Below are 22,634 nucleotides of genomic sequence, written 5' to 3'. Positions count from 1 at the left end.
CCGCCATGTCCCCGACCAGGGATGGCGGGCGCGGTGGTGTTCGGGGGTGTCGGCTATTCCGGCTGGACCACCGTCGCGCCCCAGCGTATCGACGGGGACGAGGCCGTCACCGTGGCGCCGAAGCCGCCCGACAGGGCGGTGCCCAGGGGGACGGTGGTGCGGGTCGGGGAGTCCGGGGCGCAGGTCAGGGTGAAGGGGGCCGGGTCCCGGTCCGGATGGTTGTCCAGGTGGAAGGCCACCTCGATGGTGCCGTCGCCCTCGCAGGCGAAGGTGGTGGAGGTGTCCAGGTGGGCGTTGAGGCCGCCCGAGACGAAGCCGCCGCTGCCGGCCTGCTCCGGTACCCAGATCAGGCCGTCGGGCCCGGGGTGGCCGATCAGTTCGTCCGACGCGGACGCCTGTGCCGCTCCCGTGCCCGGCAGTGCGAGTGCCGCCGTGAGCACCGCTGCCGTGAGTGTCCTGCGTGTCATCGCTGTCCCCCCCCGTACGCCGATGAGTTGACCCCTCCACCGTACGGGCCGCCACCGACAGCGGGGGCGGGGGAGCTTTCAGCCGGCCGGTTCCTCGCGCGGGGGTTCGTCGTCGTTGCCGCGGCGGAGGGTGCGGGTGCCGTGGGCCGGGGTCCAGGTGTGGACGACCAGTTCGTCGCCGTCGACCCTGGTGTGGACGACCTCGGTCAGGTCGGCGTGGAAGAGGTGGAAGGGGTGCGGGGAGTCGGTCTCCTCCGCGTACCGGTGCAGTTCGGGCGGGTCCACGATCTCCACCGCCCGCCCGGAGATCCGTACGTCTCCGTCGGGCATCGCCATGCCCTCGCCCGGGTTGGTGTGCAGGGCGAATCGGGGGTCGCGCTGGAGGTCGCGGGCCTTCATCGAGCCCGCCATCATGCCGAGCCACAGCTCCCCGCCCCGGAAGTCGACGTTCAGCCCGGCCACCCGGGGCGAGCCGTCCTTGCGCAGGGTGGCGAGGACGTGGTGCGGGTACCGCGCGAAGCGGGCCCGCACCGCCGCCGCGAACTCCGGTTCCGCCTTCTCGAACGATGCCCAGTTGTTCGTCGTCATGCAGCCATCAAAGCACCGGCGACGGGCCGTCAGGCGCGCATGACGCCCGCCGCGCGCGCCGCCGTCAGCCAGGCGGGGAACTCGCCCACGAGCCGGTCGTACAGCTCGGCGTCCGGGAGCGCGCGCGGCTCCGGGCCGGCGTGGAAGCAGCCCGCGTTGTCCACGACCCGCTTGCCGGGGACGGGGAGTTCGTCGAGGCGGCGCAGGGAGTCGAACTGGCCGCTGCGGGTGTTGCCGAAGCCGGCGAACTGCCAGAAGAGGGGCAGGCGGGCCGCCTTGCGCAGGTACCTTTCGGCGGCGAGTCCGCTGACCGGGCCGCCGTCCGTCTGGAAGACGACCAGGGCCGGGTCGGTGGGGCCCGAGTCGAGGTAGTGGTCGATGACCGAGTCCATCGCCAGGTGGCAGGAGGTCCTGCCCATGTGGCCGAGGCCCGCCGCGATCTCCCCCACCCGTCCCCGGTGGCCCGCCAGGGTGACCTCCTCGACCGCGTCGACCTCGGTGGAGAAGAACACCACCGGGACGCGGCCGTCGGCGTCGAGGTGCGCCGAGAGGCCGAGGACCCGGTCGGCGAAGGCCTGCACGCTGCCGTCGTCGTAGTGGTGTGCGGGGACGAGTTCGCCGGCGTCCCCTGGCGGCCGGGCGCGAACGGCGCCCCCCTGCTCGGCGCCCCCGGCTCGGTGGAGTCCTCGCCGCCGTGGAGTGCGCGCCGGAGGGCGTGCTGGACGGCGGCGACCACGCCATCGCCCTCGGCCGGGCCACCGCCCTGACGGTGCGCCGCGAGGGCGTGCCGCTGCTCTCCTTCCGGCGCGCCTACGGGCGGTTGCCGGACTCCCCGGAGGCGGCGCGCGCGGCCTCCAGTGCCTCGATGTCCTCCAGCATGCCGGCCGCGAGGTCGCGCTCGGAGGCGTAGTACCGCTCGGCCCACCGCAGGGTGAGCGTCGGGTACGCCCAGGCCGCCTCGTCCTTGGCGCCCTCCACGTCCGCCTCCGCGCGGCGGCGCATGTCCTCCGCGAACTCCTGGTGCCGGAGCAGCACTTCGCGCATCTGCTCCGGCTCCAGCAGGTGTCCCAGCCACAGCCGCAGCATCGGTCCGTGCTTGAGCACCGGCGGGTCGACCGGCGCCTCGCGCGCCCAGGCCCGTACGGCGGCCATGCCCTCGGCGGTGATCCGGTACACGCGCTTGTCGCGGGTGCCGGTGTCCTGGGCGACCATCCGCGAGGAGGCGTAGCCGGCCTTCTCCAGACGCTTGAGCTCGCTGTAGATCTGGCTGAAGGACGGGCTCCAGTAGAAGAAGCGCAGGGACCAGTCCGACCACTTCTTCAGGTCGTAGCCGGAGAGCTCCTCGCCGAAGGAGAGCAGTCCGAGGACCGCCCAGCTGGTCGCGGGGAGGGTGCGCGGGTTCGTCCCCGCCGACGTCTCGTCTGCCGTCTCGGCCGTCTCGTCTGCCACGCAGCGCAGTCTACGACCGGTCCCGCGGCGCCCTTCCCTCTACGCGGTGTGACTGCTAGAAGCATTCCTATTAGGAATACGCGGTCTGTGTGAAACGACTCCGCTTGGAGGGACCCTCCGTGAAGTTCTCGATGATCTTCGAGGCCCGGCTCGTCGACCCCGCCCCCGAACGCGAACGCCAGGTCATCCACGACTGCGTCGAACAGGCCGTCCTCGCCGAGGAGATGGGCTTCGACCGGATCTGGGCCGTGGAACACCACTCCCTGACCCGGTACGCCCACATGAGCGCCTCCGAGACCTTCCTGGCCTGGGCCGCCGCCCGTACCGGCACCCTCCGCATCGGCCACGACATGGGCACCGTCCCGCAGGAGGCCTGCCTGGAGACCATCCGGCAGTGGGGCGAGAAGGTCATCCCGCACTTCCGCGCGCCGGAGGCCTGAGGTGGTCCCGCTCGACGGCAAGGTCGTCGTCATCACCGGCGCCGGACGCGGCCAGGGCGCCGCCGAAGCCCGGATGTGCGCCGAGGCCGGGGCACGGGTCGTCGTCACCGACGTCCGCGAGGAGGAGGGCCGCGCCGTCGCCGCGTCGCTGGGCGGCCAGGGGCTGTACGTACGGCACGACGTGGCCGACGCCGGCGGCTGGGACGGGGTGGTCCGGGAGGCGCTGGCCGCCTTCGGGACGGTCTCGGCACTCGTCAACAACGCCGCCCTGTGGCGCACCGCCCACGTCGAGGAACAGACCCCCGAGGGCTTCGAGGAACTGCTGCGGGTCAACCTGCTCGGCCCCTTCCTCGGCATCCGGGCGCTCGCCCCCGTCCTGCGGGCCGGCGGGGGCGGCTCGATCGTCAACGTCTCCTCCACCGCCGCACTGGTCGGAATCCCCGGCCACGCGGCGTACGGGTCCGCCAAGTCCGGGCTGCGCGGACTGACTCGCTCGGCGGCGCTCGACCTCGCCGGGGACGGCATCCGGGTCAACTCGGTGCACCCCGGGGCCATCGACACCCCGATGGTGGCCGACGCCGTCGCGGGCCGGGACTGGTCCCACCTGCCGCTGCGGCGGATGGGGCGGGCCGAGGAGGTCGGGGAGATGGTCCTCTTCCTCTGCTCGGACGCCTCCTCGTACGTGACGGGTGCCGAGTTCGCGGTCGACGGGGGGATGACGGCCCGATGACGAGGGACGAGCTGTCCGGGGCCGCGCGGCGGCTGTGCGACGCGATGGCCGAGGGCTTCCCGGGGCCCGGGGACGCCGCCGCCCTGCGGGCCGCGGTGGCGGCCGGGGGGCCGGCGCGGCCCGCGGGGCCCGAGGTGGCCTCGGTGTACGACACCACCGCCGGCGCGGTGCCGGTGCGCGTCTACGACCCCGCGCCGGGAGCGGAGGGGCGGCCGCTGGCCGTGTACTTCCACGGAGGCGGGTGGGTGATGTGCGGGCTGGACACCCATGACGCCCTCTGCCGGCGGCTGGCCGCGGCCTCGGGGGCGGTGGTCGTCTCCGCCGGCTACCGGCTGGCCCCGGAACACCCCTGGCCGGCGGCGGCCGACGACGCACTGGCCGCGCTGCACTGGGCGCGGGCCGAGGCGCCCCGGCTGGGCTGCGACCCCGGCCGGGTGGTGGTGGCGGGCGACTCCAGCGGCGGCAACCTGGCGGCGGTCACCGCGCTGCGGGCGCCCGGACTGGTCGCCGGACAGCTGCTGGCGTACCCGCCGCTGGACGCCTCGATGGGCTCCGAGTCGGTGGCGGCGTACGGGCGCGGCTACTTCCACACCGCCGCGCACATGGCCTGGTACTGGGACCAGTACGGCGGCGACCCGGCCCACCCGCACGTCTCCCCGCTGCGGGCCGCCGAGGTCGCGGGCCTCCCGCGCACCCTGCTGCTCCTCGCGGACTGCGACGTGCTGCGGGACGAGGGGCTGGCGTACGCGCGCCGGCTGGGGGAGGCGGGCGTGGACTGCGAGGTCCGCCTCTACCCGGGCGTCTTCCACGGCTTCCTGGGCCTCCCGCTGCCGGCCGCACGGACGGCGGTGGCGGGAGCGGCGGCCTGGCTGGCGGCGACGCAGCCGACGGCATGACGGCCCGAGGAGGGTGGGGGAGGGGCGGGGCGGGCATCCGAACCGGCGTCCTCCTCCATGACGTGGAGGCGCGGCGCGTGGGCGCACCGCCTCCGTGCCGCGACCCCGCTCGCGACGGATCCCGGTGCCGGGACCGGGCGGGGGCGCACCGGGACGGTCGCGGGCATGATGTGTCCATGGCTGAAATGGTCCGGCGGGTGCCGGGGGCACTGCTGCGCAACTGCCTGCTGCTGGCCGCGGAATCCGGGGCCGTCCTCCTGCTGCGCGGACCCGAGGGAGTCTGGGTGCCGGTGCTGCTCGGCGTGTTCGTCGTCGGGGCGGCCGTGTCGCACGGCACCGGAGCGGAGTTCGTGGCGCGCACCACCCTCGCGTTCGCCGCCGTGGGGATCGCGGCGCTCGGCCTCAACGCCTGGGACCGGCACACCCTCCACGACCGGGGGCGGGCCGAGACGGCCGTCGTGGTCTCGCGGACCATGGTCGAGGACGGAGCCACGCACACCCCGTCGCTGCGGCTGCGCACCGAGGCGGGCCGCGACCTGGCCGGACCCGTGTCACTGGACCTCCGGGCCGGCGCCCGGGTGGAGGTCACCGTCGACCCCGACGGTCCCGCCTGGGCCCTCGGCCCCCGCCCGCCCGAACCGCTCTGGCAGGCGGCGGCCACGGCGGCTCTGCTCCTGCTCCAGACGGCACTGCTGCTGCGGCTGTCGCTGCGCGGGCGCCGGGACGGGCGCTGAGCCGGGGGCGATTTGGAACATGCGCGCGGGCCGGGTATTTTTCCTGTCGAGGCGCCGCTAGCTCAGTTGGTTAGAGCAGCTGACTCTTAATCAGCGGGTCCGGGGTTCGAGTCCCTGGCGGCGCACCTCTCCTTCGGGCGGCTTCCGGTACACCGGGAGCCGCCCGAAGTCGTTTCCGCCCGGGCGGCCGCTCGTCTAAGGTCGCCGACATGTCCACCACCACCCTCTGGCGCCCCACCGGCCCCGTCGAGCTCGACCTGGTCCGCGCCCTCGACTGGCGTGCCTGGCCGCCGCGGCTGCCGGAGCAGCCGATCTTCTACCCCGTGCTCAACGAGGACTACGCGGTCCGCATCGCCCGCGACTGGAACGTCAAGCACGACGGTGCGGGCTTCGTGACGCGCTTCGAGGTGGACTCGGCCTTCCTGGAGCGCTATCCCGTCCAGCGGGCGGGCGGGGAGACCATCCTGGAGCTGTGGGTCCCGGCCGAGGACCTGCCGGAGTTCAACGCGCACATCGTGGGGCGCATCGAGGTGGTGCGCGAGTTCCGCTGAGCGGAGCCGGGTGCCGGGTGCCGGGTGCCGGTGGGGGGCCGCTGCGCCGGCTGCTCCCCGCCCCGCCCCTCGCCCGTCCCCGGGGCGCGGCCCCGGACCCCGCGCCCCGGACGCCGGCCGGGCTGGATCCGGGCCGGGCCCCGGGCGTCAGGCCACCACCTCCGCCCGGCACTGCGACGGGCCGCCCCAGGCGTCGCGCAGGGGGCGGGCCTTGCGGAGCCACAGGGAGAGGTCCAGTTCCTCCGTGTAGCCGACCGCGCCGTGGAGCTGGAGGGCGGTGAGGGCGGCCGCGTACGAGGCCTCGCCGGTGGTGAGCTTCGCCGCCGCGACGTCCCGGCGGGACAGGGACAGCGCCGCCGCCCACAGCAGCGGCCGGGCGAACTCCAGGGCCAGCAGGGTGTCCGCCAGGCGGTGCTTGACCGCCTGGAAGCCGCCGATCGGCGTCCCGAACTGCGTGCGCTGCCGCGCGTACCGCACCGTCTGCGCCAGCAGTGCCTCGCCGACGCCCAGGCACTGGGCCGCCGTCAGCAGCCGCGCCCACCGCAGGGCCGCCCGGGCCGCCGCCGTCACGGCAGGGCCGGCCGCCAGGAGTTCCCCCTCCGGGGGCGGCCGGTACAGGCGCCGTGCCGGGTCGGTCGAGGACAGCGGTTCGCCGGGCACCCCGGCCAGGCGCAGTTCGCCCGCCGCCGACACCGTGAAGCGGTGCGTCGCCGCGTCCGCGTCCAGGGCGTACGGGGAGCCGCCCGGCAGGGTCAGGGTCGCCGAGGTCTCGCCCGCCGCCAGCCCGGGCAGGAAGCGCTTCGCCAGGGCCCCGTCGGCGAGTTCGGCCAGGAGCACCGCGGCGGCCGCGGTCTCCACCACCGGACCGGGCACCCCGGCCCGCCCCAGCTCGACGAAGCCGAGCGTCAGCTCCACCGGCAGCGGTCCCATGCCGTCGTACTCCTCCGGCACGGCCAGCGCGAACAGGCCCGTCCCGGCCAGCCTCGACCACAGCGCCCGCCCGGGCCCGTGCTCCCCGGCCGCCCAGGCCCGTACCGTCGCCGGGACCCCGGCCGCGTCCAGCAGGGAGCGCAGCGTACGGGCGTAGTCGGACTGCTCCTCGGTCGGCAGGAAGCGCATCAGCGGCGGCCCTTCGGGAGGCCGAGCAGCCGCTCGGCGATGATGTCGCGCTGGATCTCGTTCGTGCCCGCGTAGATCGGTCCCGCCAGGGAGAAGACCCACGGTTCGGCCCACTCGCCCTCCGCCAGCTCCGCGTCCGCGCCCAGCAGGTCCAGGGCCGTCTCGTGCAGGGCGATGTCGTACTGGGACCAGAACACCTTGTTCAGGCTGGACTCGGCGCCGACCGCCTCGCCCGCCGCGAAGCGGGAGGCGCCCGTCCAGGTGAACAGCTCGTAGGCGCGGGCCCCGACCACCGCGTCCGCGACCCGGTCGCGCAGCGCCGTGTCGGACGGGTCGCCCTGCGCCCGCCACAGCCGGGCGAGCCGGCCGGCGGCGGCCAGGAACCGGCCGGGGGAGCGCAGGGTCAGCCCGCGCTCGTTGCCGGTGGTGGACATGGCGATGCGCCAGCCCTGCCCGGGTTCGCCGATCACGTCCCGGTCGGGGACGAACACCTCGTCCAGGAAGAGCTCCGCGAAGGCGGGCTTGCCGTCGAGGCGGCCGATGGGCCGTACCGTCACGCCGGGGGCCCGCAGGTCGAACATCAGGTACGTCAGCCCCTGGTGCGGCCTCGGGGCCGCGGGGTCGGTGCGGAAGATGCCGAAGGCCCGGTCGGCGAAGGCGGCCCGCGAGGACCAGGTCTTCTGCCCGGACAGCAGCCAGCCGCCCTCCGTGCGCACGGCCCGCGAGGTCAGCGAGGCCAGGTCGGAGCCCGACTCCGGCTCCGACCAGGCCTGTGCCCAGATCACCTCGCCGCTCGCCATGGAGGGCAGCACCCGTGCCCGCTGCCCGGGGGTCGCGTGGTCGAAGAGGGTCGGGGCCAGCAGGCTGATGCCGTTCTGGGAGACCCGGCCGGGCGCGCCGGCCGCCCAGTACTCCTCCTCGAAGACCAGCCAGCGCTCGATGTCCGCGCCCCGGCCCCCGTACTCCTCGGGCCAGGACACCACCGACCAGCGGTCCGCGTGCAGCAGCGCCTCCCACTCCCGGTGCGCCGCGAATCCGTCCCGGGTCTCCAGGGAGGGCAGGGGGCGGGCGGGGACGTGGGTGCGGAGCCAGTCGCGGGCCTCGGCCCGGAAGGCCTCCACCTCGGGGGAATGGTCGAGGTTCACGGGGTACCTGCCTCCTTCATGGCGGCCACGTCCACGCCGCCGAGCGGGTCGGCGGCGGGCTCGGCGCCGGGCCGTCCGGTGTGGTCCCGCCAGATCCCGGCACGCCGCTCGAAGGACAGGTGGGCGTCGCGCCCGGGGGTGCCGACGTCGTGGCCGGCGGCCCGGTGGAAGGCCTCGTCCAGGGCGTAGGTCATCGCGCTGTTCCGGGCGTCGCGGTAGCGGGGGCGGTTCATGGTCACGGAGGCGACGGGGCCGCGCCGCGCGTAGAGCACGGGCGGATCGGCGGGGGAGTCTTCGGCGGGGCCGTCGGAGGCGGGCATCGGCACATCCTTCCCTAACAAGTGTTTGGTAGGTTAACGTACGGCCATGAGCAGCGTCGAGGAGTTCCGCACCGAGGCCCGCGGTTGGCTCCGCGCCCACCTCACCGGCGAGTTCGCGGACCTCGCCCGCGCCTGGACCGGCCTCCAGGCCGTGCGCGCCACCGCCCTGCGCCCCGGCGCGGCCCCCTCCGCCGCCAAGCCGTACTGGGCCCGCCGGCACCGCGACCCCGGCGAACCCGCCATGGACGTGTGCGGCGCCGCCTCGCTCACCGCCGCCCGCGCGCACGGGGACCCGTACGAACTCGACGACTGGCAGCGGCTCTCCCTCTCCTCCCGCGCGGACACCCTCCACGCGGGCTCCGACGAGACCCAGCGCACCATCGTCGCCGAGCGGATCCTCGGCCTTCCCAAGGAGGTACGGGCATGACCGCGCCCGCGTACGTCCCGGCCCACGGGCTGCTCAAGGGCCGCACCGCCGTCATCACCGCGGCCGCCGGGGCCGGCATCGGCGGCGCCACCGCCCGCCGCTTCCTGGAGGAGGGCGCCACCGTCCTGATCGGCGACGCCCACGCCCGCCGCCTGAAGGAGACCGAGGACGCCCTCGCCGCCGAGTTCGGGCCCGGCCGCATCGCCTCCCTGCCCTGCGACGTCACCGCGGAAGAGCAGGTCCGGGCCCTCTTCGCGCACGCCGAGGAGCTCCACGGCGGCCTCGACGTCGTCGTCAACAACGCCGGCCTCGGCGGCACCGCGAACCTCGTCGACATGACCGACGACCAGTGGGGCCGCGTCCTCGACGTCACCCTGAACGGAACCTTCCGCTGCACCCGTGCCGCCCTGCGCTCCCTGAAGGCCTCCGGACGCGGCGGGGTCCTCGTCAACAACGCCTCCGTCATCGGCTGGCGCGCCCAGACCGGCCAGGCCCACTACGCCGCCGCCAAGGCCGGGGTGATGGCGCTGACCCGCTGCGCGGCGCTGGAGGCCGCCGAGTTCGGCGTACGCGTCAACGCGGTCGCCCCCAGCCTGGCCATGCACCCGCACCTGGTGAAGGTCACCAGCGAGGAACTGCTGAGCGAGCTGACGGCCCGCGAGGCCTTCGGCCGGTACGCCGAACCCTGGGAGATCGCCAACGTCATCGTCTTCCTCGCCAGCGGCTACTCGTCGTACATGACGGGCGAGACGGTGTCGGTCAGCAGCCAGCGCGCGTAGGGGGTGTCCCGTGGACGAGCCCGGCCCGATCCACCGGGCACCCCCTGGGCCGAGAATGGGCGCGTGCCAACGAACAAGCCGAAGAAGACACAGGTGACCGCATCGCCGGAGCGCCGCCGGGAGCTCCTCGACACCGCCGCCGAGGTCTTCGCCGCCCAGGGCTACAACGCCACCACCGTCCGCAAGATCGCCGACGCCGCCGGGATGCTCGCCGGCAGCCTCTACTACCACTTCGATTCCAAGGAATCGATGCTCGACGAGATCCTCTCGGCCTTCCTGAACGAGCTGTGGGCGGGCTACGACACCGTCCTCGCCGCCGGCCTCGGCCCCAGGGAGACCATCGAGGCCCTCGTCACCGAATCCTTCCGGGAGATCGACCGGCACCGCGCCGCCGTCGCCATCTACCAGAAGGAGGCCCGCACCCTCTCCGCGCAGCCCCGCTTCCACTACCTCTCCGACTCGCAGGTCAAGTTCGAGAAGGCGTGGCTGGGGACGCTGGAGCGGGGCGTCGCCGCCCAGGTCTTCCGCGCCGACCTCGACATCCGCCTCACCTACCGCTTCGTCCGCGACACGGTGTGGGTCGCGGCGTCCTGGTACCGGCCGGGCGGCCAGCACAGCCCCGAGGAGATCGCCCGCCAGTACCTGTCGATGGTCCTGGACGGGATCGCCGTACGCCCCTGACCCGTTGAGGAGCCCGTCATGCCCGAGGCCTACATAGTCGACGCCGTACGCACCCCCGTCGGGCGGCGCGGCGGCGGCCTGTCCGCCGCGCACCCCGCCGACCTGGGCGCGCACGTCCTGAAGGCGCTGGTCGAGCGGTCCGGGGTGGACCCGGCCGCCGTGGAGGACGTGGTGTTCGGCTGCCTGGACACGGTGGGCCCGCAGGCGGGGGACATCGCCCGCACCGCCTGGCTGGCCGCCGGCCTGCCCGAGGAGGTCCCGGGCGTCACCGTCGACCGGCAGTGCGGCTCCTCCCAGCAGGCCGTGCACTTCGCGGCGCAGGGCGTGCTGTCCGGGACCCAGGACCTGGTCGTCGCGGGCGGCACCCAGAACATGTCGATGATCCCCATCGCCTTCGCCTCCCGGCAGGCCGCCGAGCCGCTGGGCCTCACCGAGGGCCCCTACGCGGGCTCGCGCGGCTGGCGCGCCCGGTACGGCGACGCGCCCGTCAACCAGTTCCACGGGGCGCAGCTCATCGCCGAGAAGTGGGGCATCTCGCGGCGGGACATGGAGGAGTTCGCCCTGCGCTCCCACCGGCGGGCCGTCCGCGCCGTCGACGAGGGCCGCTTCGAACGGGAGACGGTGCCCTACGGGGAGGTCCGGGTGGACGAGGGACCACGCCGGGACACCACCCTGGAGAAGATGGCCGGGCTGAAGCCGGTGGTCGAGGGCGGCACGATCACGGCGGCCGTCTCCTCCCAGGTCTCGGACGGCGCGGCGGCCATGCTGATCGCCTCCGAGCGGGCGGTGGCCCAACACGGCCTGACCCCCCGGGCCCGCGTCCACCACCTGTCGGTCCGCGGCGAGGACCCCATCCGGATGCTGTCGGCCCCGATCCCGGCGACCGCGTACGCCCTGAAGAAGACCGGCCTGACCCTCGACGAGATCGACCTCGTCGAGATCAACGAGGCCTTCGCCCCGGTCGTCCTGGCCTGGCTGAAGGAGACGGGCGCCGACCCGGACCGGGTCAACGTCAACGGCGGCGCCATCGCCCTGGGACACCCGCTGGGGGCGACGGGCGTGAAGCTGATGACCACCCTGCTGCACGAGCTGGAACGCACCGGCGGCCGCTACGGCCTCCAGACCATGTGCGAGGGCGGCGGGCAGGCGAACGTGACGATCATCGAGCGGCTGTGAAGCGGTCCCGGCCCGGCGGGGCTGCGGCCGTATGGCGCAGGTCGCAGCGTCGCCCCGCCGGGTGTGCTAACCTCGGGGCGTTGCAGTTGTGGTACCCATGAACTTTATGTGCGCCTGACGGGATTGCTCCGCAGGCGCTTTTATTGTTTTTCCCGGAATCTCCCGGATGGGGCCCTTGCCGCCTATTCAGGAGATTCAAATGGCACTTGGCACCGTGAAGTGGTTCAACTCGGAAAAGGGCTTCGGCTTCATCGAGCAGGACGGCGGCGGCCCGGACGTCTTCGCCCACTACTCGAACATCGCGATGCAGGGCTTCCGTGAGCTCGCCGAGGGCCAGCGCGTGTCCTTCGACGTGACGCAGGGCCAGAAGGGCCCCCAGGCCGAGAACATCGTTCCCGCCTAATTCCTCCAGCATGCCGGGGTCCGCACCGTGAGGTGCGGACCCCGGCTTGTCTGCTGTCTCGACCTTTGTTTTACCTGCCGGTTTCAGGAGGGCTTTCTCGCATGACCAGCTCCAGCTCCGCACGCCCCAGCCGCCGCCCCACCCGGGGTCGAGGTGCGGCCCAGGGACGTCCGAAGGCTGGCGCGGGACGGCAGAAGTCCGCCCCCGCCCCCCGGCCCCAGGAATTCACCATGCCCGAGCCGACCGCCCCGGCGCTGCCGCCGGTCGCCGCGTTCGAGGACATGGACATGCCCGAGGCGCTGCTGAAGACCCTCGCCGCCCAGGGCGTGACCGAGCCGTTCCCCATCCAGGCCGCCACCCTGCCGAACTCGCTCGCCGGCCGTGACCTGCTCGGCCGCGGCCGCACCGGATCCGGCAAGACCCTCGCCTTCGGCCTGGCCCTGCTCTCCCGCACCGCCGGCCGCCGCGCGCAGCCCAAGGCGCCCCTCGCGATGGTCCTCGTACCGACCCGCGAACTCGCCCAGCAGGTCACCGACGCCCTGACCCCCTACGCCACGGCCGTCAACCTGCGCGTCGCGACCGTCGTCGGCGGCATGTCGATCAACCGGCAGTCCGGCGCCCTGCGCCGCGGCGCCGAGGTGCTCGTCGCCACCCCCGGCCGCCTCAAGGACCTCATCGACCGCGGCGACGCCGACCTCTCGCAGGTCGCCGTCACCGTCCTCGACGAGGCCGACCAGATGACCGACATGGGCTTCATGCCGCAGGTCACCGCCCTGCTGGAGCAGGTCGAGCCCGGCGGCCAGACCATGCTGTTCTCGGCGACCCTCGACAAGAACATCGACAAGCTCGTCAAGCGGTTCCTGAACGACCCGGTCGGCCACTCCGTCGACCCGTCGGCCGGCGCGGTCACCACCATGGAGCACCACGTCCTGTACGTCATGGACGAGACCGACAAGAAGGCCGTGGCGACCCGCATAGCCGCCCGCGACGGCCGGGTGATCATGTTCGTGGACACCAAGCGCGGCGTCGACCGCATGGTCAAGCGGCTGCTCGCCGACGGCGTCCGCGCCTCCGGCCTGCACGGCGGCCGCTCCCAGCCGCAGCGCAACCGCACCCTCGACTGGTTCAAGACGGGCGAGGTCACCGCGCTGATCGCCACCAACGTGGCCGCGCGTGGCATCCACATCGACGACCTCGACCTCGTCGTCAACGTGGACCCGCCGACCGACCACAAGGACTACCTGCACCGCGGCGGCCGCACCGCGCGCGCCGGCGAGTCCGGCAGTGTGGTCACCCTGGTCCTGCCCGACCAGAAGCGCGACATGTCCCGCCTGATGTCGGACGCCGGGATCACCCCGCGCACCGCTCAGGTCAAGTCCTCCGACGAGGAGCTGTCCCGCCTCACCGGCGCCCGCGAGCCCTCCGGCGTCCCCGTGGTGCTGGAGGTCCCCCAGCCCCCGCAGCCCAAGCAGCGCACCGGCTCCGGCTCCGGCTCCGGTTCCTCGCGCCGCCGCTCCGGCGGCTCCCGCGGCGGCTCCGGGACCGGCTCCGCCCCCGCCGCCGGCGGTCGCGGCCGGCGCTCCGGCGGCTCCGCCTCCGGGCAGGCTCCCGCCTCCGGCTCGGGCCAGGCCCGCCGCGGCCAGGGCACCGGCGGCGCGCCCGCCCAGGTCCGGCGCTCCGGCGGCTCCGCCTCCGGCGGCGCGGCCGCGGCCTCCGCGCGCAGCCGCGTCGGCACCGCCGGCCAGGGCCGCCGCCGGGCGGTCTGACCCGCGGCACCCCGCGGCACACCGGACGCCGGGCCCCGCGCAACACGCGCGCGGCCCGGCGTCCGGCGTTCCCGGCCCGCCGCCGTCCCGGCTAGCGGACCAGCTTGTTCTGCAGCTTCACCAGCGTCCGCAGGTCCAGGCCCAGCCCGTCCGTCAGGTAGCCGTAGAAGCTCCCGTAGTCGGCCTCCAGCTGCGCGGTCGCCGCGTCCAGGTAGTCCTGGCGGACCTCCTGGAGCGGGATCAGCAGGTCCGGGTTCTGCATCCGGCCCGACTGCTTGAGGCCCGCGCGCACCTGGGCGTCGTACGCCGCCCGGAAGGTGTTCGAGGCCAGGTAGTCCCGCTCGGCCGTCTCCTCGGGCACGGCCAGCGACCGCAGCAGGACGTAGCTCAGCCAGCCCGTACGGTCCTTGCCGGACGTGCAGTGGTACAGCAGCGGGCCCTGGTTCCCGTCCGCGATCTCCCGCAGCGTCGTCGCCAGCTGCGCCCGGTTCTCGGGGCTGGTCACGAAGGTGCGGTAGATGTCCCGCATGTACGCCTCGGCGCGGCCGCCGCCGAGCATCTGCTCCTGCTTGACGGGGTCGCCGGTGGATATCGCGCCGACCAGGGTGCCGTACAGGCCCAGGTCGCTGATCGGGCGGGAGGTGGCCGAGAGCCCGGCCGGCAGCCGGTCGGCGCCGTCGTACTGGAGCTCCATCGGGATGCGGAAGTCCACGACCTTCGTGAGGCCGAGACCCGCGACGGTGGTGATGTCCGCCGGGGTCAGCTTGCTCAGTGCGTCGGAGCGGTACACCAGCCCCTGGCGGACCTGACCGCCGGTGTAGGTGCGGTAGCCGCCGATGTCCCGGACGTTGACGGCTCCCTGGAGGGGGATCTGCCGGATCGTCTCCGGCGCGTACTGCGCGTGGTGCGGGTGCCTGGCGGAGGCGGTGCCGCCCGTCGGCGCCGCGTACGCGGAGACGGCGGGCAGGGTCCCGATGGCGAGGGCGGCGACGACCGCCGCGGCCGCCAGGCGGATTCGGGCACGGCTCATTCTGCGACTCCTGAAACGGAGAAGGGGGATCACCCTGGTGGTGGCAGGGTGCGGAGCGAGTGCAGTGCTTCCATTGCCTGTCGTGCTTCGGCCATGACCCGGGAGACGAGTTCCGCACAGGACGGCAGATCCTCGATCACCCCCGCGACCTGGCCCGATGCCATGACTCCGAGGTCCGTACGGCCCTCGACCATGGACGCCTTCAGGAGCATCGGGGTGTTCGCCGCCAGCAGGACCTGGCTCCAGGACAGGTCCTTGCCGTGCTTCATCGCCAGGCCGTCGCGCACCATCTGCGCCCAGGACAGCCCCGACAGCTTCCGGAACCCGGCCGCGTGCCGGACCGCCCGCGCCAGGGCCCCGGCGCGGCCCGACCGCTCCAGCGCCGCGACCAGCTCGGTGCGCAGCATCCGGTGCGGCAGCCCGTCGACGGCGGTGGTGACGGTGACGTCCTTGACGCCGGCCTTCAGGTACTCGGCCTTCACCGCGTCCGGGACGGTGGAGTCGGAGGTCAGCAGGAAGCGGGTGCCCATCGCGATGCCCGCGGCCCCGTACGCCAGGGCCGCGACCAGGCCGCGGCCGTCGCTGAAGCCGCCCGCCGCGACCACCGGGATGTCCACGGCGTCGACGACCTGCGGCAGCAGCACGGTCGTGGCCACGTCCCCGGTGTGCCCGCCGCCCTCGCCGCCCTGCACGATCACCGCGTCCGCCCCCCAGGCCGCGACCTTCTCGGCGTGCCGGCGGGCCCCGATCGAGGGGATCACCACCACCCCGGCGTCCTTCAGCCGGGCGATCAGCTCCCGGGAGGGGGCGAGCGCGAACGAGGCCACCCGTACGCCCTCGTCGATGATCAGCCGCACCCGCTCGCCGGCGTCCCCGGCGTCCGCCCGCAGGTTCACCCCGAACGGCGCGTCCGTACGGGACCTGACCTCCCGGACCGCCGCGCGCAGCTGCCCGGTCGTCATCGTCGCCGAGGCCAGGATGCCCAGCGCCCCCGCGTTCGCGGCCGCCGACACCAGGCGCGGCCCGGCCACCCAGCCCATGCCCGTCTGTACGATCGGGTGGCGGACCCCGACCAGCTTGGTCAATGCCGTCTCCATCGCTGTCCCCCCGCCGCCTCAGACCCGGACTTCCCGGTCGCGCAGGCCCCGGGGGTCGATCACCTCGCGGATCAGCCGCAGTTCCCCGGCGGTCGGCTCCCGCGTGTACGGGACCTCGTCCGCGACCGCCAGCTCGAACCCGGTCGCCGCCCGCACCTGCTCGACCGTGACGCCCGGGTGCAGGGACGCGAGGCGCATCGAGCGGTCCGGGCCGGTGAAGTCGAAGACCCCGAGGTCGCTGACCACCCGGGGCAGCCGGTGGAAACGGGTCACCCCGGCCGCCTCCGCCCGGTCGTAGCCCACCCCGCTGACCATGTCGACGCGTTCGACGAACACCCGGGGGGAGTGCCGGGGGATCCAGTAGCTCACCGGGTTGTTCAGGGTGTTCACGGGAGCGCCGCGCACGCCGAGGAGCTGGCGGGAGGGCCGTTCCCAGTCGCCGATGCAGGAGATGTTCTGGTTGCCGTACCGGTCGATCTGGCTGGCGCCCATCATCACGTGCCGCCGCCCGCCGGTGACCATCGTCAGGTGGCGGCGGTACGGCAGCCAGCCCTCGGCCGTGCCGTCCGGGCCCACCAGCATGGCCTCGCCGTCGGTGAGCAGCAGGTCGGGGGAGAAGGTGCGCTTGGCCAGCCGGGCGCCGAAGGAGGGGATCAGTCCCATCGGGCTGGCGAGCACCTCGCCGTTGTCGCGCCAGGCCTCGGCGCAGGCGATCACGCAGTATTCCTGTCGGGTGGCGGCGGTCGCGGCGCTCACTTCTGCTCCTCGTGCCAGGTCCGGACGGCGGTCTGGTAGTCGTGCTCGCTGCCGCCGGCCAGGAAGCGGGCGGCGAACTCGGGCCAGGGGGTGGAGGCGTACAGCTTCTGGAAGGCCTCGTCGCGGTCGTAGTCGGGGGCGCAGGAGGTGAAGTGCGCGCCGTTCGGGGTCTCCACGACCCCGGTGACGGAGTGCCGGCTGACGAGGAGGGACTGCGGGGGCCCCGACTTGGACAGCTCGGCGCTCTCCACGAGCTGCTCGCAGGAGACGTACGCGGCGTCGGCGGCCTCGCAGAAGAGGTCGTCGAAGTAGGGGTCGGGGCCCAGGTACTGGGCGTTGCCGAGCCGGTCGGCGCGGTTGAGGTGGACGAGGGCGGCGTCCATGCGCAGGGCGGGGACGGCGACGAACTCCTCGCCGTCGGAGTAGGGGGAGGTGACGGTGCGCAGTTCCGGGTTGACCCGCATCACGTCGGAGCCGAGGCCGGCCCGGACGGGCATGAAGGGGAGCCGGTTCGCGGCGGCGTGCAGCCCCCACATGAACATGGCCTCGTCGTACTCGGTGAGGGTGAACGCGCCGCTCTCGCGGGCGGCGCGGAAGTTCGGCTCCAGGGCGATGGAATCGAGGGTGGCGAAGGGGGCCACCAGTCTGCGGATCCGGCCGGCCGCGGCGAGCAGCCCGACGTCGGGGCCGCCGTACGAGACCACGGTGAGATCGGTGATCCCGGAGCGGAGCAGTGCCCGCACCAGGGCCATGGGCTTGCGCCGGGAGCCCCAGCCGCCGATGCCGAGCGTCATCCCGCTGCGCAGCTGCCCGACCACCTCTTCGGGGGTCATGCTCTTGTCCGTCATGCGGAGTCTCCCTGTCCCGTCCCGGGGGTGCGGCCCTGTCCGAAGGTGTCGCGGACCCGGTCGGCGACCCCGCTGAGGTTGGCCTCGAAGGTGAAGCCCTGCTCGAAGCGGTAGCTGCGGCGCACGTCGACCGGGTCGATGCCGTTGATGGCGGCCTTGGCCAGGCGGATCAGGTAGCCGTCCTTCTTCGCGATCTCGGCCGCCAGCTCCAGGGCCGCGTCCCGGAGCCGCTCGCCGGGGACCACCTGCCAGACCGAGCCGTGGGCGTGCAGCTCGGCGGCGGTGGCGGTGCGCGAGGTGTAGTACAGGGCGCGCATGAGGTGCTGCGGGACGAGCCGGGCCAGGTGGGTGGCGGCCCCGAGGGCGCCCCGGTCGAGTTCCGGCAGTCCGAAGACGGCGTCGTCGGAGGCCACGATCGCGTCGGCGTTGCCGACGAGGCCGATGCCGCCGCCCAGGCAGAAGCCGTTCACGGCGGCGACCACCGGCACCTCGCACTCGTAGACGGCGGCGAAGGCCTCGTAGCAGCCGCGGTTGGCGCCGATGAGGGCGCCGTGGCCGGTGTCGCGCTGCATCTCCTTGATGTCGACCCCGGCGTTGAAGCCCCGCCCCTCGGCGGCCAGGACCACGCACCGGACCTCGGGGTCCCGGCCCGCCGCGCGCAGGGCGTCGGCGAGGTCGTACCAGCCGTGTACGGGGAGCGCGTTGACGGGCGGGAAGTCAACTGTGACGAGTGCGATGCCCTTGGCCGGGCCGGAGGTGGAGACACCCATGAGCGGATCAGCTACCTTTCCACCAAACATTTGTTAGGTGCTTGCCAGGTGAGGAAGGTAGCAGCCGATGGAGCTCAATGGGAGGGTTGCCGTCGTCACCGGCGGGACCCGGGGCGTGGGGGCCGGCGTCGCGCGCTCGTTCCTCGCGGCCGGGGCGCGGGTCGTCGTCTGCGCCCGGCGGCCGCCGGACGAACCGGTGGCCGCGGACGGGCGGCAGGCGGCCTTCACCGCCGTCGACCTGCGCGATCCCGCCGCCGTACGGGAGTTCCTCGACGCCGTCGCCGGCCGGTACGGGCGGCTCGACTGCCTGGTCAACAACGCCGGCGGCACCCCGTACCGGCTCCTGGACGAGGGCGGGCCCGAGCGGCACGCGCGGGTCGTCGAACTCAACCTGCTGGCCCCGATGACGGCCTCGCTCGCGGCGTACCCCTGGCTGCGCGAGAGCAGGGGCTCCATCGTGATGGTCGGCAGCGTCAGCGGGACCCGGCCCTCGCCGGGGACGGCCGCCTACGGCGCGGCCAAGGCGGGCCTGGAGAACCTGGCCCGCTCCATGGCCGTGGAGTGGGCGCCCGACGTGCGGGTCAACTCGCTCGTCCTGGGCATGGTGCGGACCGAACTGGCGCACCTGCACTACGGGGACGAGACGGGGGTCGCGGCGGTCGGCGCCACCGTCCCGCTGGGCCGGCTCGCCGAGCCCTCGGAGGTGGGGGAGGCGGCGGTGTTCCTGGCGTCCGGCCGGGCGGGGTACGTGAGCGGCGCCAGTCTGCTGGTGCACGGGGGCGGGGAACGCCCGGCGTTCCTGGACGCGGCAACGGTCAACAAGGAGAGCTGAGGCGGACATGGGCATTGCGGACGGACGCGTGGTGATCGTGACGGGTGCCGGGCGGGGGCTGGGCCGGGCGCACGCCCTGGCCTTCGCGGCGGAGGGCGCGCGGGTGGTCGTCAACGACCTCGGGGTGGGCCTCGACGGGCGGCCCGGGCCCGACAGCCCGGCGGTGCGGGTCGTGGAGGAGATCCGGGCGCTCGGCGGGGAGGCGGTGGCGCACGGCGGGGACATCGCGACGGAGGAGGGCGCCTCCCAGCTGGTGGAGTGCGCGCTCTCCTCTTTCGGCGGGCTGGACACCCTGGTCAACAACGCCGGGTTCCTGCGGGACCGGATGCTCGTCAACCTCGGGGAGGCCGACTGGGACGCGGTGATGCGGGTCCACCTGAAGGGGCACTTCCTGCCGCTGCGGTCGGCGGCCGCGTGGTGGCGGGCCGAGGCGAAGGCCGGGCGGCAGCGGACCGCCCGGGTGGTCAACACCTCCTCGGGGGCGGGTCTGCTGGGCTCCGTCGGCCAGGGCAACTACAGCGCGGCCAAGGCGGGGATCCTCGGCCTGACCCTGGTGGCGGCGGCCGAGATGGGCCGGTACGGGGTCCAGGTCAACGCCATCGCCCCGGCGGCGCGGACCCGGATGACGGAGGAGACCTTCGCCGAGTCGATGGCGCCGCCCCAGGAGGGCGGCTTCGACGCGATGGCCCCGGAGAACGTGTCACCGCTGGTGGTGTGGCTGGGCTCGGCGGCGTCCGCCGGGGTCACCGGGCGGGTCTTCGAGGCGGAGGGCGGCCGGATCACGGTGATGCAGGGCTGGCGCCCGGGCCCCACCGCGGACCGCGGCGCCCGCTGGACCCCGGCGGAGGCGGGCGAGGCCGCGACGAAACTCCTCGCGGACTCCGAACCGCCCCTCCCGCCCTACGGGGCCCGCTAGGGGGTGTTGCGAAAGTTCTGTGCGGTGCCCGCGGTGTCCGGTGCGTGCTCTCGGCGTGCCGGGCGAAGGCCCTCGTACTGGGCGTACTCGGGGCTTCGGCCGGTGCGGCGAGAGTGCGTGCCGGGCGCCGTGGGCATCGTGCAGGACTTTCGCAACACCCCCTAGACCCTGCCGCCAAACCGGCGCCTGCGGGGCGGCCCGGCGGCCAGGGGGTGCCCGGCGGGCCGCGCCCGGCAGGGCTCCGCCGGACACCCCCCTGGGCCCTGACGCGGGCCCAGGCCCCCGGCGCCCCCGAGGTGAGGGTGGGGGCGGCCGGTCGGGGGTGTGCCGGCTGCGGGGTACCGCTGCGCGGGGCGGAGCTCCCCTACCCGCCCTTCGCCCGTTCCCCGGGGCTGTGCCCCGGACCCCCTCTCCGGGGGCTGCGCCCCGAGCCCCCCCCGGGGGCTGCGCCCCGGCCCCCCGGGGGGCTGCGCCCCGGCCCCCCGGGGGGCTGCGCCCCGGCCCCCCCGGGGGGCTGCGCCCCGGACCCCCCCGGGGGCTGCGCCCCGGCCCCCCCCGGGGGCTGCGCCCCGGCCCCCCCCGGGGGCTGCGCCCCGGACCCCCCCCCGGGGGCTCCGCCCTGAGCCTGTCCGGGGGCTCCGCCCCGGACCCCCTGTCCGGGGGCTCCGCCCCGGACCCCCTGTCCGGGGGCTCCGCCCTGAGCCTCTTCGGGGGCTGTGCTCCGGACCTCCTCTTCGGGGGCTGTGCTCCGGACCTCCTCTTCGGGGGCTGTGCTCCGGACCCCCTCCCCGGGGGCTGCGCCCCGAGCCCCTCCGGGCCCCGAGCCTCCCCGGGGGCGCCGCCCCCGGCCCCCGGCGCCGCAAGCGCCGGCGGGGCCGGATGGTGCGCGGCGGCGCACCCGCCCCGCGGGCGGGGTCCGGCGGAAAGGGGCCATCGTGGCGGCGGCGGTGGATCAGGGGCGGCGGAGGCGGGCTGATGGGCGGCCCGCCCGGCGGTCGCGCCTCGGCGGATCCGGCCACCGGACGGGGTGCGCAACGCCGCCGGACGGCCTTGGCCGTATCACGCCCTCCCCGCCCCAGCGGCAGCGTGATGGCATGTCCACGCCGAATCCCGGCACGTGCCCGTCCGCACGAAGGGAGAACCGAACATGCCGCTCCGCAGAATGGCCGTCGGCGCCGCCGTCGCGGTGCTGTCGGCCGTCGCCGCACCCGCCCAGGCCCACGCCCCGGCCGACCCCCCGTACGTCCCGCCGCCCGGCCGCGTCACCGTCGACGTCGTCGGCGTCAACGGCTCGGGCTGCCCCCAGGGGACCGCCACCGTCGCCGCCGCCTCCGACAACACGGCCTTCACCGTCACCTACAGCAACTACCTCGCCCAGACCGGCGCCGGCTCCGGCGGCACCGAGTTCCGCAAGAACTGCCAGCTGGCCCTGCGCATCCACGTCCCCCAGGGGTTCACGTACGCCATCGCCCGCGCCGACTACCGCGGCTTCGCCCACCTCCAGCGCGGGGCCTACGGCCAGGAACGCGCGAACTACTACTTCCAGGGCAACGCCCAGACGGCCCGCACCACCCACCAGTTCAACGGCCCCTTCACCGACAACTGGCAGGCCAGCGACCAGACCGAGTACGCCGACCTCGTCTGGGCCCCCTGCGGAGAGGAACGCAACCTCAACGTCAACACCGAACTGCGGGTCTACGCGGGCACCTCCAGCCCGCAGGCGCTGAGCTTCATGAGCATGGACTCCACGGACGGCAGCGTCAGCACCGTCTACCACTTCGAGTGGAAGGAATGCCCCGCCGCCTGACGCCGGCGTGCGCGAGCGCGTGAAACCGACCCGAAGGTCAGGAGTGACAACGATGTCCCATGCCCTGTCCCGTCACCGGACCCGCACCCTGCTCATCGGCGCCGCGGCCGCCGCCCTGGTCACCGCGTCCACCCCGGCCATGGCCGGCGGCCCGATCACCGCCCCGCCCGACAAGATCGTGATCGAACTCGCCACCGTCAACGGCTCCGGCTGCCGCGAAGGTACGGCCCAGGTCGCCGTCGCCCCCGACAACACGGCCTTCACCGTCACCTACAGCGACTACATGGCGCAGGTCGGCCCCGGCGCCCCGCCCACCGCCTTCCGCAAGAACTGCCAGCTCAACCTCCGCGTACACGTCCCCTCCGGCTTCACCTACGCCATCGTGCAGGCCGACTACCGCGGCTTCGCCTTCCTCCAGCCCGGCGCGTGGGGCCAGGAAAGGGCGAACTACTACTTCCAGGGGATGCCGCAGACGGCCCAGCGGACCCACCAGTTCACCGGCCCCCTCAACGACAACTGGCAGACCAGCGACAAGACGGAGTACGCCGACCTGGTCTGGGCTCCCTGCGGCGAGAAGCGCAACTTCAACATCAACACCGAGCTGCGGGTGAACGCCGGCACCTCCAACCCGCAGACGTCCACGAGCTTCATGGCCATGGACTCCACCGACGCGAGCGTCAGCACTCTCTACCACCTCGCCTGGCAGGTCTGCCCGGGCGGCCCGAAGACGTCACACCAGCGGTCCTAGAGGAAGGACGGAGCGGGGGGGGGGGGGGGGGGGGGGGGGGGGGGGGGGGGGCCCGGAACCACGCCCCCCCCCCAGACAACGGATCTTCGCGTGGTCCCCCCGCCCTCGCCTCTCCCTTCTGCGCTTACCTAATTCTCCCCCCCCCCCAACCGCCCCCCA

Annotated in this window: 25 protein-coding genes, 1 tRNA gene and 3 pseudogenes; 17 read left to right on the top strand and 12 right to left on the bottom strand. The window is 74.4% G+C overall.

What is annotated here, in order from left to right:
* Positions 1–53 precede the first annotated feature (53 nt).
* The 3 genes and pseudogenes from AC069X_RS12040 to AC069X_RS12030 all read right to left on the bottom strand — a co-directional run.
* Complete coding sequence (locus AC069X_RS12040; protein ID WP_478727690.1) at positions 54–467, bottom strand: hypothetical protein; 414 nt, start codon at positions 465–467, stop codon at positions 54–56.
* A 78-nt stretch (positions 468–545) separates the two neighbouring features.
* Positions 546–1,055 carry a pyridoxamine 5'-phosphate oxidase family protein gene (locus AC069X_RS12035; protein ID WP_478727688.1) on the bottom strand — a complete coding sequence of 170 codons (510 nt, stop codon included), beginning with the start codon at positions 1,053–1,055 and terminating at the stop codon, positions 546–548.
* 29 nt (positions 1,056–1,084) lie between these two features.
* Positions 1,085–1,654 (bottom strand): annotated as a pseudogene (locus tag AC069X_RS12030) (VWA domain-containing protein); the annotation flags it as partial.
* A 2-nt stretch (positions 1,655–1,656) separates the two neighbouring features.
* On the opposite strand from AC069X_RS12030, the gene AC069X_RS12025 reads away from it, so the two are divergent.
* Positions 1,657–1,965 (top strand): flavin reductase family protein, encoded by a 309-nt coding sequence (locus AC069X_RS12025; protein WP_478727686.1) that lies wholly within the window; start codon positions 1,657–1,659, stop codon positions 1,963–1,965.
* On the opposite strand, the gene AC069X_RS12020 is transcribed toward AC069X_RS12025, so the two are convergent.
* The gene (locus tag AC069X_RS12020; protein WP_478727684.1) at positions 1,866–2,504 is read right to left on the bottom strand and encodes a PadR family transcriptional regulator; all 639 of its coding nucleotides are present in this window, start codon (positions 2,502–2,504) and stop codon (positions 1,866–1,868) included. The two genes, AC069X_RS12025 and AC069X_RS12020, sit on opposite strands and share 100 nt — an antisense overlap.
* Positions 2,505–2,623: 119 nt before the next feature.
* On the opposite strand from AC069X_RS12020, the pseudogene AC069X_RS12015 reads away from it, so the two are divergent.
* From AC069X_RS12015 to AC069X_RS11990, 6 genes and pseudogenes are all read left to right on the top strand, one after another.
* A pseudogene (locus tag AC069X_RS12015) lies at positions 2,624–2,869 on the top strand (LLM class flavin-dependent oxidoreductase); the annotation flags it as partial.
* 76 nt (positions 2,870–2,945) lie between these two features.
* Positions 2,946–3,674 (top strand): SDR family NAD(P)-dependent oxidoreductase, encoded by a 729-nt coding sequence (locus tag AC069X_RS12010; protein WP_478727682.1) that lies wholly within the window; start codon positions 2,946–2,948, stop codon positions 3,672–3,674.
* Complete coding sequence (locus tag AC069X_RS12005; protein WP_478727680.1) at positions 3,671–4,570, top strand: alpha/beta hydrolase; 900 nt, start codon at positions 3,671–3,673, stop codon at positions 4,568–4,570. Before AC069X_RS12010 ends, AC069X_RS12005 begins: the two co-directional genes overlap by 4 nt.
* 176 nt (positions 4,571–4,746) lie before the next feature.
* A complete protein-coding gene (locus AC069X_RS12000) occupies positions 4,747–5,304 on the top strand; it encodes a hypothetical protein (RefSeq protein ID WP_478727678.1) in 558 nt (185 codons plus the stop codon).
* 51 nt (positions 5,305–5,355) lie between these two features.
* Positions 5,356–5,429, top strand: a tRNA-Lys gene (locus AC069X_RS11995).
* Positions 5,430–5,513: 84 nt separating this feature from the next.
* Entirely contained in the window at positions 5,514–5,855 is a 342-nt protein-coding gene (locus AC069X_RS11990) for a hypothetical protein (protein ID WP_478727676.1), read from the top strand.
* Positions 5,856–6,002: 147 nt separating this feature from the next.
* On the opposite strand, the gene AC069X_RS11985 is transcribed toward AC069X_RS11990, so the two are convergent.
* The 3 genes and pseudogenes from AC069X_RS11985 to AC069X_RS11975 all read right to left on the bottom strand — a co-directional run.
* On the bottom strand, positions 6,003–6,974 hold the full coding sequence (locus tag AC069X_RS11985) for an acyl-CoA dehydrogenase family protein (protein ID WP_478727674.1): 972 nt from the start codon (positions 6,972–6,974) through the stop codon (positions 6,003–6,005).
* The gene (locus AC069X_RS11980) at positions 6,974–8,119 is read right to left on the bottom strand and encodes an acyl-CoA dehydrogenase family protein (RefSeq protein WP_478727672.1); all 1,146 of its coding nucleotides are present in this window, start codon (positions 8,117–8,119) and stop codon (positions 6,974–6,976) included. Before AC069X_RS11980 ends, AC069X_RS11985 begins: the two co-directional genes overlap by 1 nt.
* Positions 8,120–8,178: 59 nt before the next feature.
* Positions 8,179–8,439 (bottom strand): annotated as a pseudogene (locus tag AC069X_RS11975) (enoyl-CoA hydratase); the annotation flags it as partial.
* Between the two features lie 46 nt (positions 8,440–8,485).
* Between AC069X_RS11975 and AC069X_RS11970 the strand changes: the two are divergent.
* The 6 genes from AC069X_RS11970 (at position 8,486) to AC069X_RS11945 (ending at position 13,671) form a co-directional block, all read left to right on the top strand.
* The gene (locus tag AC069X_RS11970) at positions 8,486–8,866 is read left to right on the top strand and encodes an acyl-CoA dehydrogenase family protein (protein ID WP_478727671.1); all 381 of its coding nucleotides are present in this window, start codon (positions 8,486–8,488) and stop codon (positions 8,864–8,866) included.
* Positions 8,863–9,645 carry an SDR family oxidoreductase gene (locus AC069X_RS11965; RefSeq protein ID WP_478727669.1) on the top strand — a complete coding sequence of 261 codons (783 nt, stop codon included), beginning with the start codon at positions 8,863–8,865 and terminating at the stop codon, positions 9,643–9,645. Before AC069X_RS11970 ends, AC069X_RS11965 begins: the two co-directional genes overlap by 4 nt.
* Positions 9,646–9,708: 63 nt before the next feature.
* Positions 9,709–10,326 (top strand): TetR/AcrR family transcriptional regulator, encoded by a 618-nt coding sequence (locus AC069X_RS11960; protein ID WP_007263539.1) that lies wholly within the window; start codon positions 9,709–9,711, stop codon positions 10,324–10,326.
* Between the two features lie 18 nt (positions 10,327–10,344).
* Positions 10,345–11,502 (top strand): acetyl-CoA C-acetyltransferase, encoded by a 1,158-nt coding sequence (locus tag AC069X_RS11955; RefSeq protein ID WP_478727667.1) that lies wholly within the window; start codon positions 10,345–10,347, stop codon positions 11,500–11,502.
* A 199-nt stretch (positions 11,503–11,701) separates the two neighbouring features.
* The gene (locus tag AC069X_RS11950; protein WP_478727665.1) at positions 11,702–11,905 is read left to right on the top strand and encodes a cold-shock protein; all 204 of its coding nucleotides are present in this window, start codon (positions 11,702–11,704) and stop codon (positions 11,903–11,905) included.
* A 101-nt stretch (positions 11,906–12,006) separates the two neighbouring features.
* On the top strand, positions 12,007–13,671 hold the full coding sequence (locus AC069X_RS11945) for a DEAD/DEAH box helicase (RefSeq protein WP_478727663.1): 1,665 nt from the start codon (positions 12,007–12,009) through the stop codon (positions 13,669–13,671).
* A gap of 91 nt (positions 13,672–13,762) precedes the next feature.
* Here the strand turns inward: AC069X_RS11945 and AC069X_RS11940 are convergent, their stop codons facing one another.
* Genes AC069X_RS11940 through AC069X_RS11920 form a run of 5 tightly spaced genes read right to left on the bottom strand, consistent with a single transcriptional unit; the run spans position 13,763 to position 18,172 of the window.
* Positions 13,763–14,701: a tyrosine-protein phosphatase gene (locus tag AC069X_RS11940; protein ID WP_478727662.1), complete on the bottom strand. Its 939-nt coding sequence runs from the start codon at positions 14,699–14,701 to the stop codon at positions 13,763–13,765.
* A 29-nt stretch (positions 14,702–14,730) separates the two neighbouring features.
* Positions 14,731–15,798: an NAD(P)H-dependent flavin oxidoreductase gene (locus tag AC069X_RS11935; RefSeq protein ID WP_478727661.1), complete on the bottom strand. Its 1,068-nt coding sequence runs from the start codon at positions 15,796–15,798 to the stop codon at positions 14,731–14,733.
* An 18-nt stretch (positions 15,799–15,816) separates the two neighbouring features.
* Positions 15,817–16,554 (bottom strand): CoA-transferase subunit beta, encoded by a 738-nt coding sequence (locus tag AC069X_RS11930; protein WP_478727659.1) that lies wholly within the window; start codon positions 16,552–16,554, stop codon positions 15,817–15,819.
* Positions 16,551–17,402 carry a CoA transferase subunit A gene (locus AC069X_RS11925; protein ID WP_478727657.1) on the bottom strand — a complete coding sequence of 284 codons (852 nt, stop codon included), beginning with the start codon at positions 17,400–17,402 and terminating at the stop codon, positions 16,551–16,553. The genes AC069X_RS11930 and AC069X_RS11925 overlap by 4 nt, the downstream gene beginning before the upstream one ends.
* Positions 17,399–18,172 carry an enoyl-CoA hydratase family protein gene (locus tag AC069X_RS11920; RefSeq protein ID WP_478727656.1) on the bottom strand — a complete coding sequence of 258 codons (774 nt, stop codon included), beginning with the start codon at positions 18,170–18,172 and terminating at the stop codon, positions 17,399–17,401. The genes AC069X_RS11925 and AC069X_RS11920 overlap by 4 nt, the downstream gene beginning before the upstream one ends.
* 67 nt (positions 18,173–18,239) lie before the next feature.
* On the opposite strand from AC069X_RS11920, the gene AC069X_RS11915 reads away from it, so the two are divergent.
* The 4 genes from AC069X_RS11915 (at position 18,240) to AC069X_RS11900 (ending at position 22,475) form a co-directional block, all read left to right on the top strand.
* A complete protein-coding gene (locus AC069X_RS11915; RefSeq protein WP_478727655.1) occupies positions 18,240–19,004 on the top strand; it encodes an SDR family oxidoreductase in 765 nt (254 codons plus the stop codon).
* Positions 19,005–19,011: 7 nt separating this feature from the next.
* Entirely contained in the window at positions 19,012–19,920 is a 909-nt protein-coding gene (locus AC069X_RS11910; protein WP_478727653.1) for an SDR family oxidoreductase, read from the top strand.
* 1,147 nt (positions 19,921–21,067) lie between these two features.
* Entirely contained in the window at positions 21,068–21,727 is a 660-nt protein-coding gene (locus tag AC069X_RS11905) for a DUF4360 domain-containing protein (RefSeq protein ID WP_478727651.1), read from the top strand.
* Between the two features lie 52 nt (positions 21,728–21,779).
* Positions 21,780–22,475 (top strand): DUF4360 domain-containing protein, encoded by a 696-nt coding sequence (locus AC069X_RS11900; protein ID WP_478727649.1) that lies wholly within the window; start codon positions 21,780–21,782, stop codon positions 22,473–22,475.
* The last annotated feature ends 159 nt before the right edge of the window (positions 22,476–22,634 follow it).

Source organism: Streptomyces sp. NPDC043896, from assembly GCF_056435605.1.
This window is presented reverse-complemented; position numbering and strand designations above follow the sequence as displayed.

Excerpts from the sequence above, each read along its gene's own strand:
- AC069X_RS12040 (WP_478727690.1), bottom strand. The coding sequence starts at position 467 with ATGACACGCAGGACACTCACGGCAGCGGTGCTCACGGCGGCACTCGCA.
- AC069X_RS12035 (WP_478727688.1), bottom strand. The coding sequence starts at position 1,055 with ATGACGACGAACAACTGGGCATCGTTCGAGAAGGCGGAACCGGAGTTC.
- AC069X_RS12005 (WP_478727680.1), top strand. The coding sequence starts at position 3,671 with ATGACGAGGGACGAGCTGTCCGGGGCCGCGCGGCGGCTGTGCGACGCG.
- AC069X_RS12000 (WP_478727678.1), top strand. The coding sequence starts at position 4,747 with ATGGCTGAAATGGTCCGGCGGGTGCCGGGGGCACTGCTGCGCAACTGC.
- AC069X_RS11990 (WP_478727676.1), top strand. The coding sequence starts at position 5,514 with ATGTCCACCACCACCCTCTGGCGCCCCACCGGCCCCGTCGAGCTCGAC.
- AC069X_RS11985 (WP_478727674.1), bottom strand. The coding sequence starts at position 6,974 with ATGCGCTTCCTGCCGACCGAGGAGCAGTCCGACTACGCCCGTACGCTG.
- AC069X_RS11970 (WP_478727671.1), top strand. The coding sequence starts at position 8,486 with ATGAGCAGCGTCGAGGAGTTCCGCACCGAGGCCCGCGGTTGGCTCCGC.
- AC069X_RS11965 (WP_478727669.1), top strand. The coding sequence starts at position 8,863 with ATGACCGCGCCCGCGTACGTCCCGGCCCACGGGCTGCTCAAGGGCCGC.
- AC069X_RS11955 (WP_478727667.1), top strand. The coding sequence starts at position 10,345 with ATGCCCGAGGCCTACATAGTCGACGCCGTACGCACCCCCGTCGGGCGG.
- AC069X_RS11950 (WP_478727665.1), top strand. The coding sequence starts at position 11,702 with ATGGCACTTGGCACCGTGAAGTGGTTCAACTCGGAAAAGGGCTTCGGC.
- AC069X_RS11945 (WP_478727663.1), top strand. The coding sequence starts at position 12,007 with ATGACCAGCTCCAGCTCCGCACGCCCCAGCCGCCGCCCCACCCGGGGT.
- AC069X_RS11940 (WP_478727662.1), bottom strand. The coding sequence starts at position 14,701 with ATGAGCCGTGCCCGAATCCGCCTGGCGGCCGCGGCGGTCGTCGCCGCC.
- AC069X_RS11935 (WP_478727661.1), bottom strand. The coding sequence starts at position 15,798 with ATGGAGACGGCATTGACCAAGCTGGTCGGGGTCCGCCACCCGATCGTA.
- AC069X_RS11925 (WP_478727657.1), bottom strand. The coding sequence starts at position 17,402 with ATGACGGACAAGAGCATGACCCCCGAAGAGGTGGTCGGGCAGCTGCGC.
- AC069X_RS11920 (WP_478727656.1), bottom strand. The coding sequence starts at position 18,172 with ATGGGTGTCTCCACCTCCGGCCCGGCCAAGGGCATCGCACTCGTCACA.
- AC069X_RS11915 (WP_478727655.1), top strand. The coding sequence starts at position 18,240 with ATGGAGCTCAATGGGAGGGTTGCCGTCGTCACCGGCGGGACCCGGGGC.
- AC069X_RS11910 (WP_478727653.1), top strand. The coding sequence starts at position 19,012 with ATGGGCATTGCGGACGGACGCGTGGTGATCGTGACGGGTGCCGGGCGG.
- AC069X_RS11905 (WP_478727651.1), top strand. The coding sequence starts at position 21,068 with ATGCCGCTCCGCAGAATGGCCGTCGGCGCCGCCGTCGCGGTGCTGTCG.
- AC069X_RS11900 (WP_478727649.1), top strand. The coding sequence starts at position 21,780 with ATGTCCCATGCCCTGTCCCGTCACCGGACCCGCACCCTGCTCATCGGC.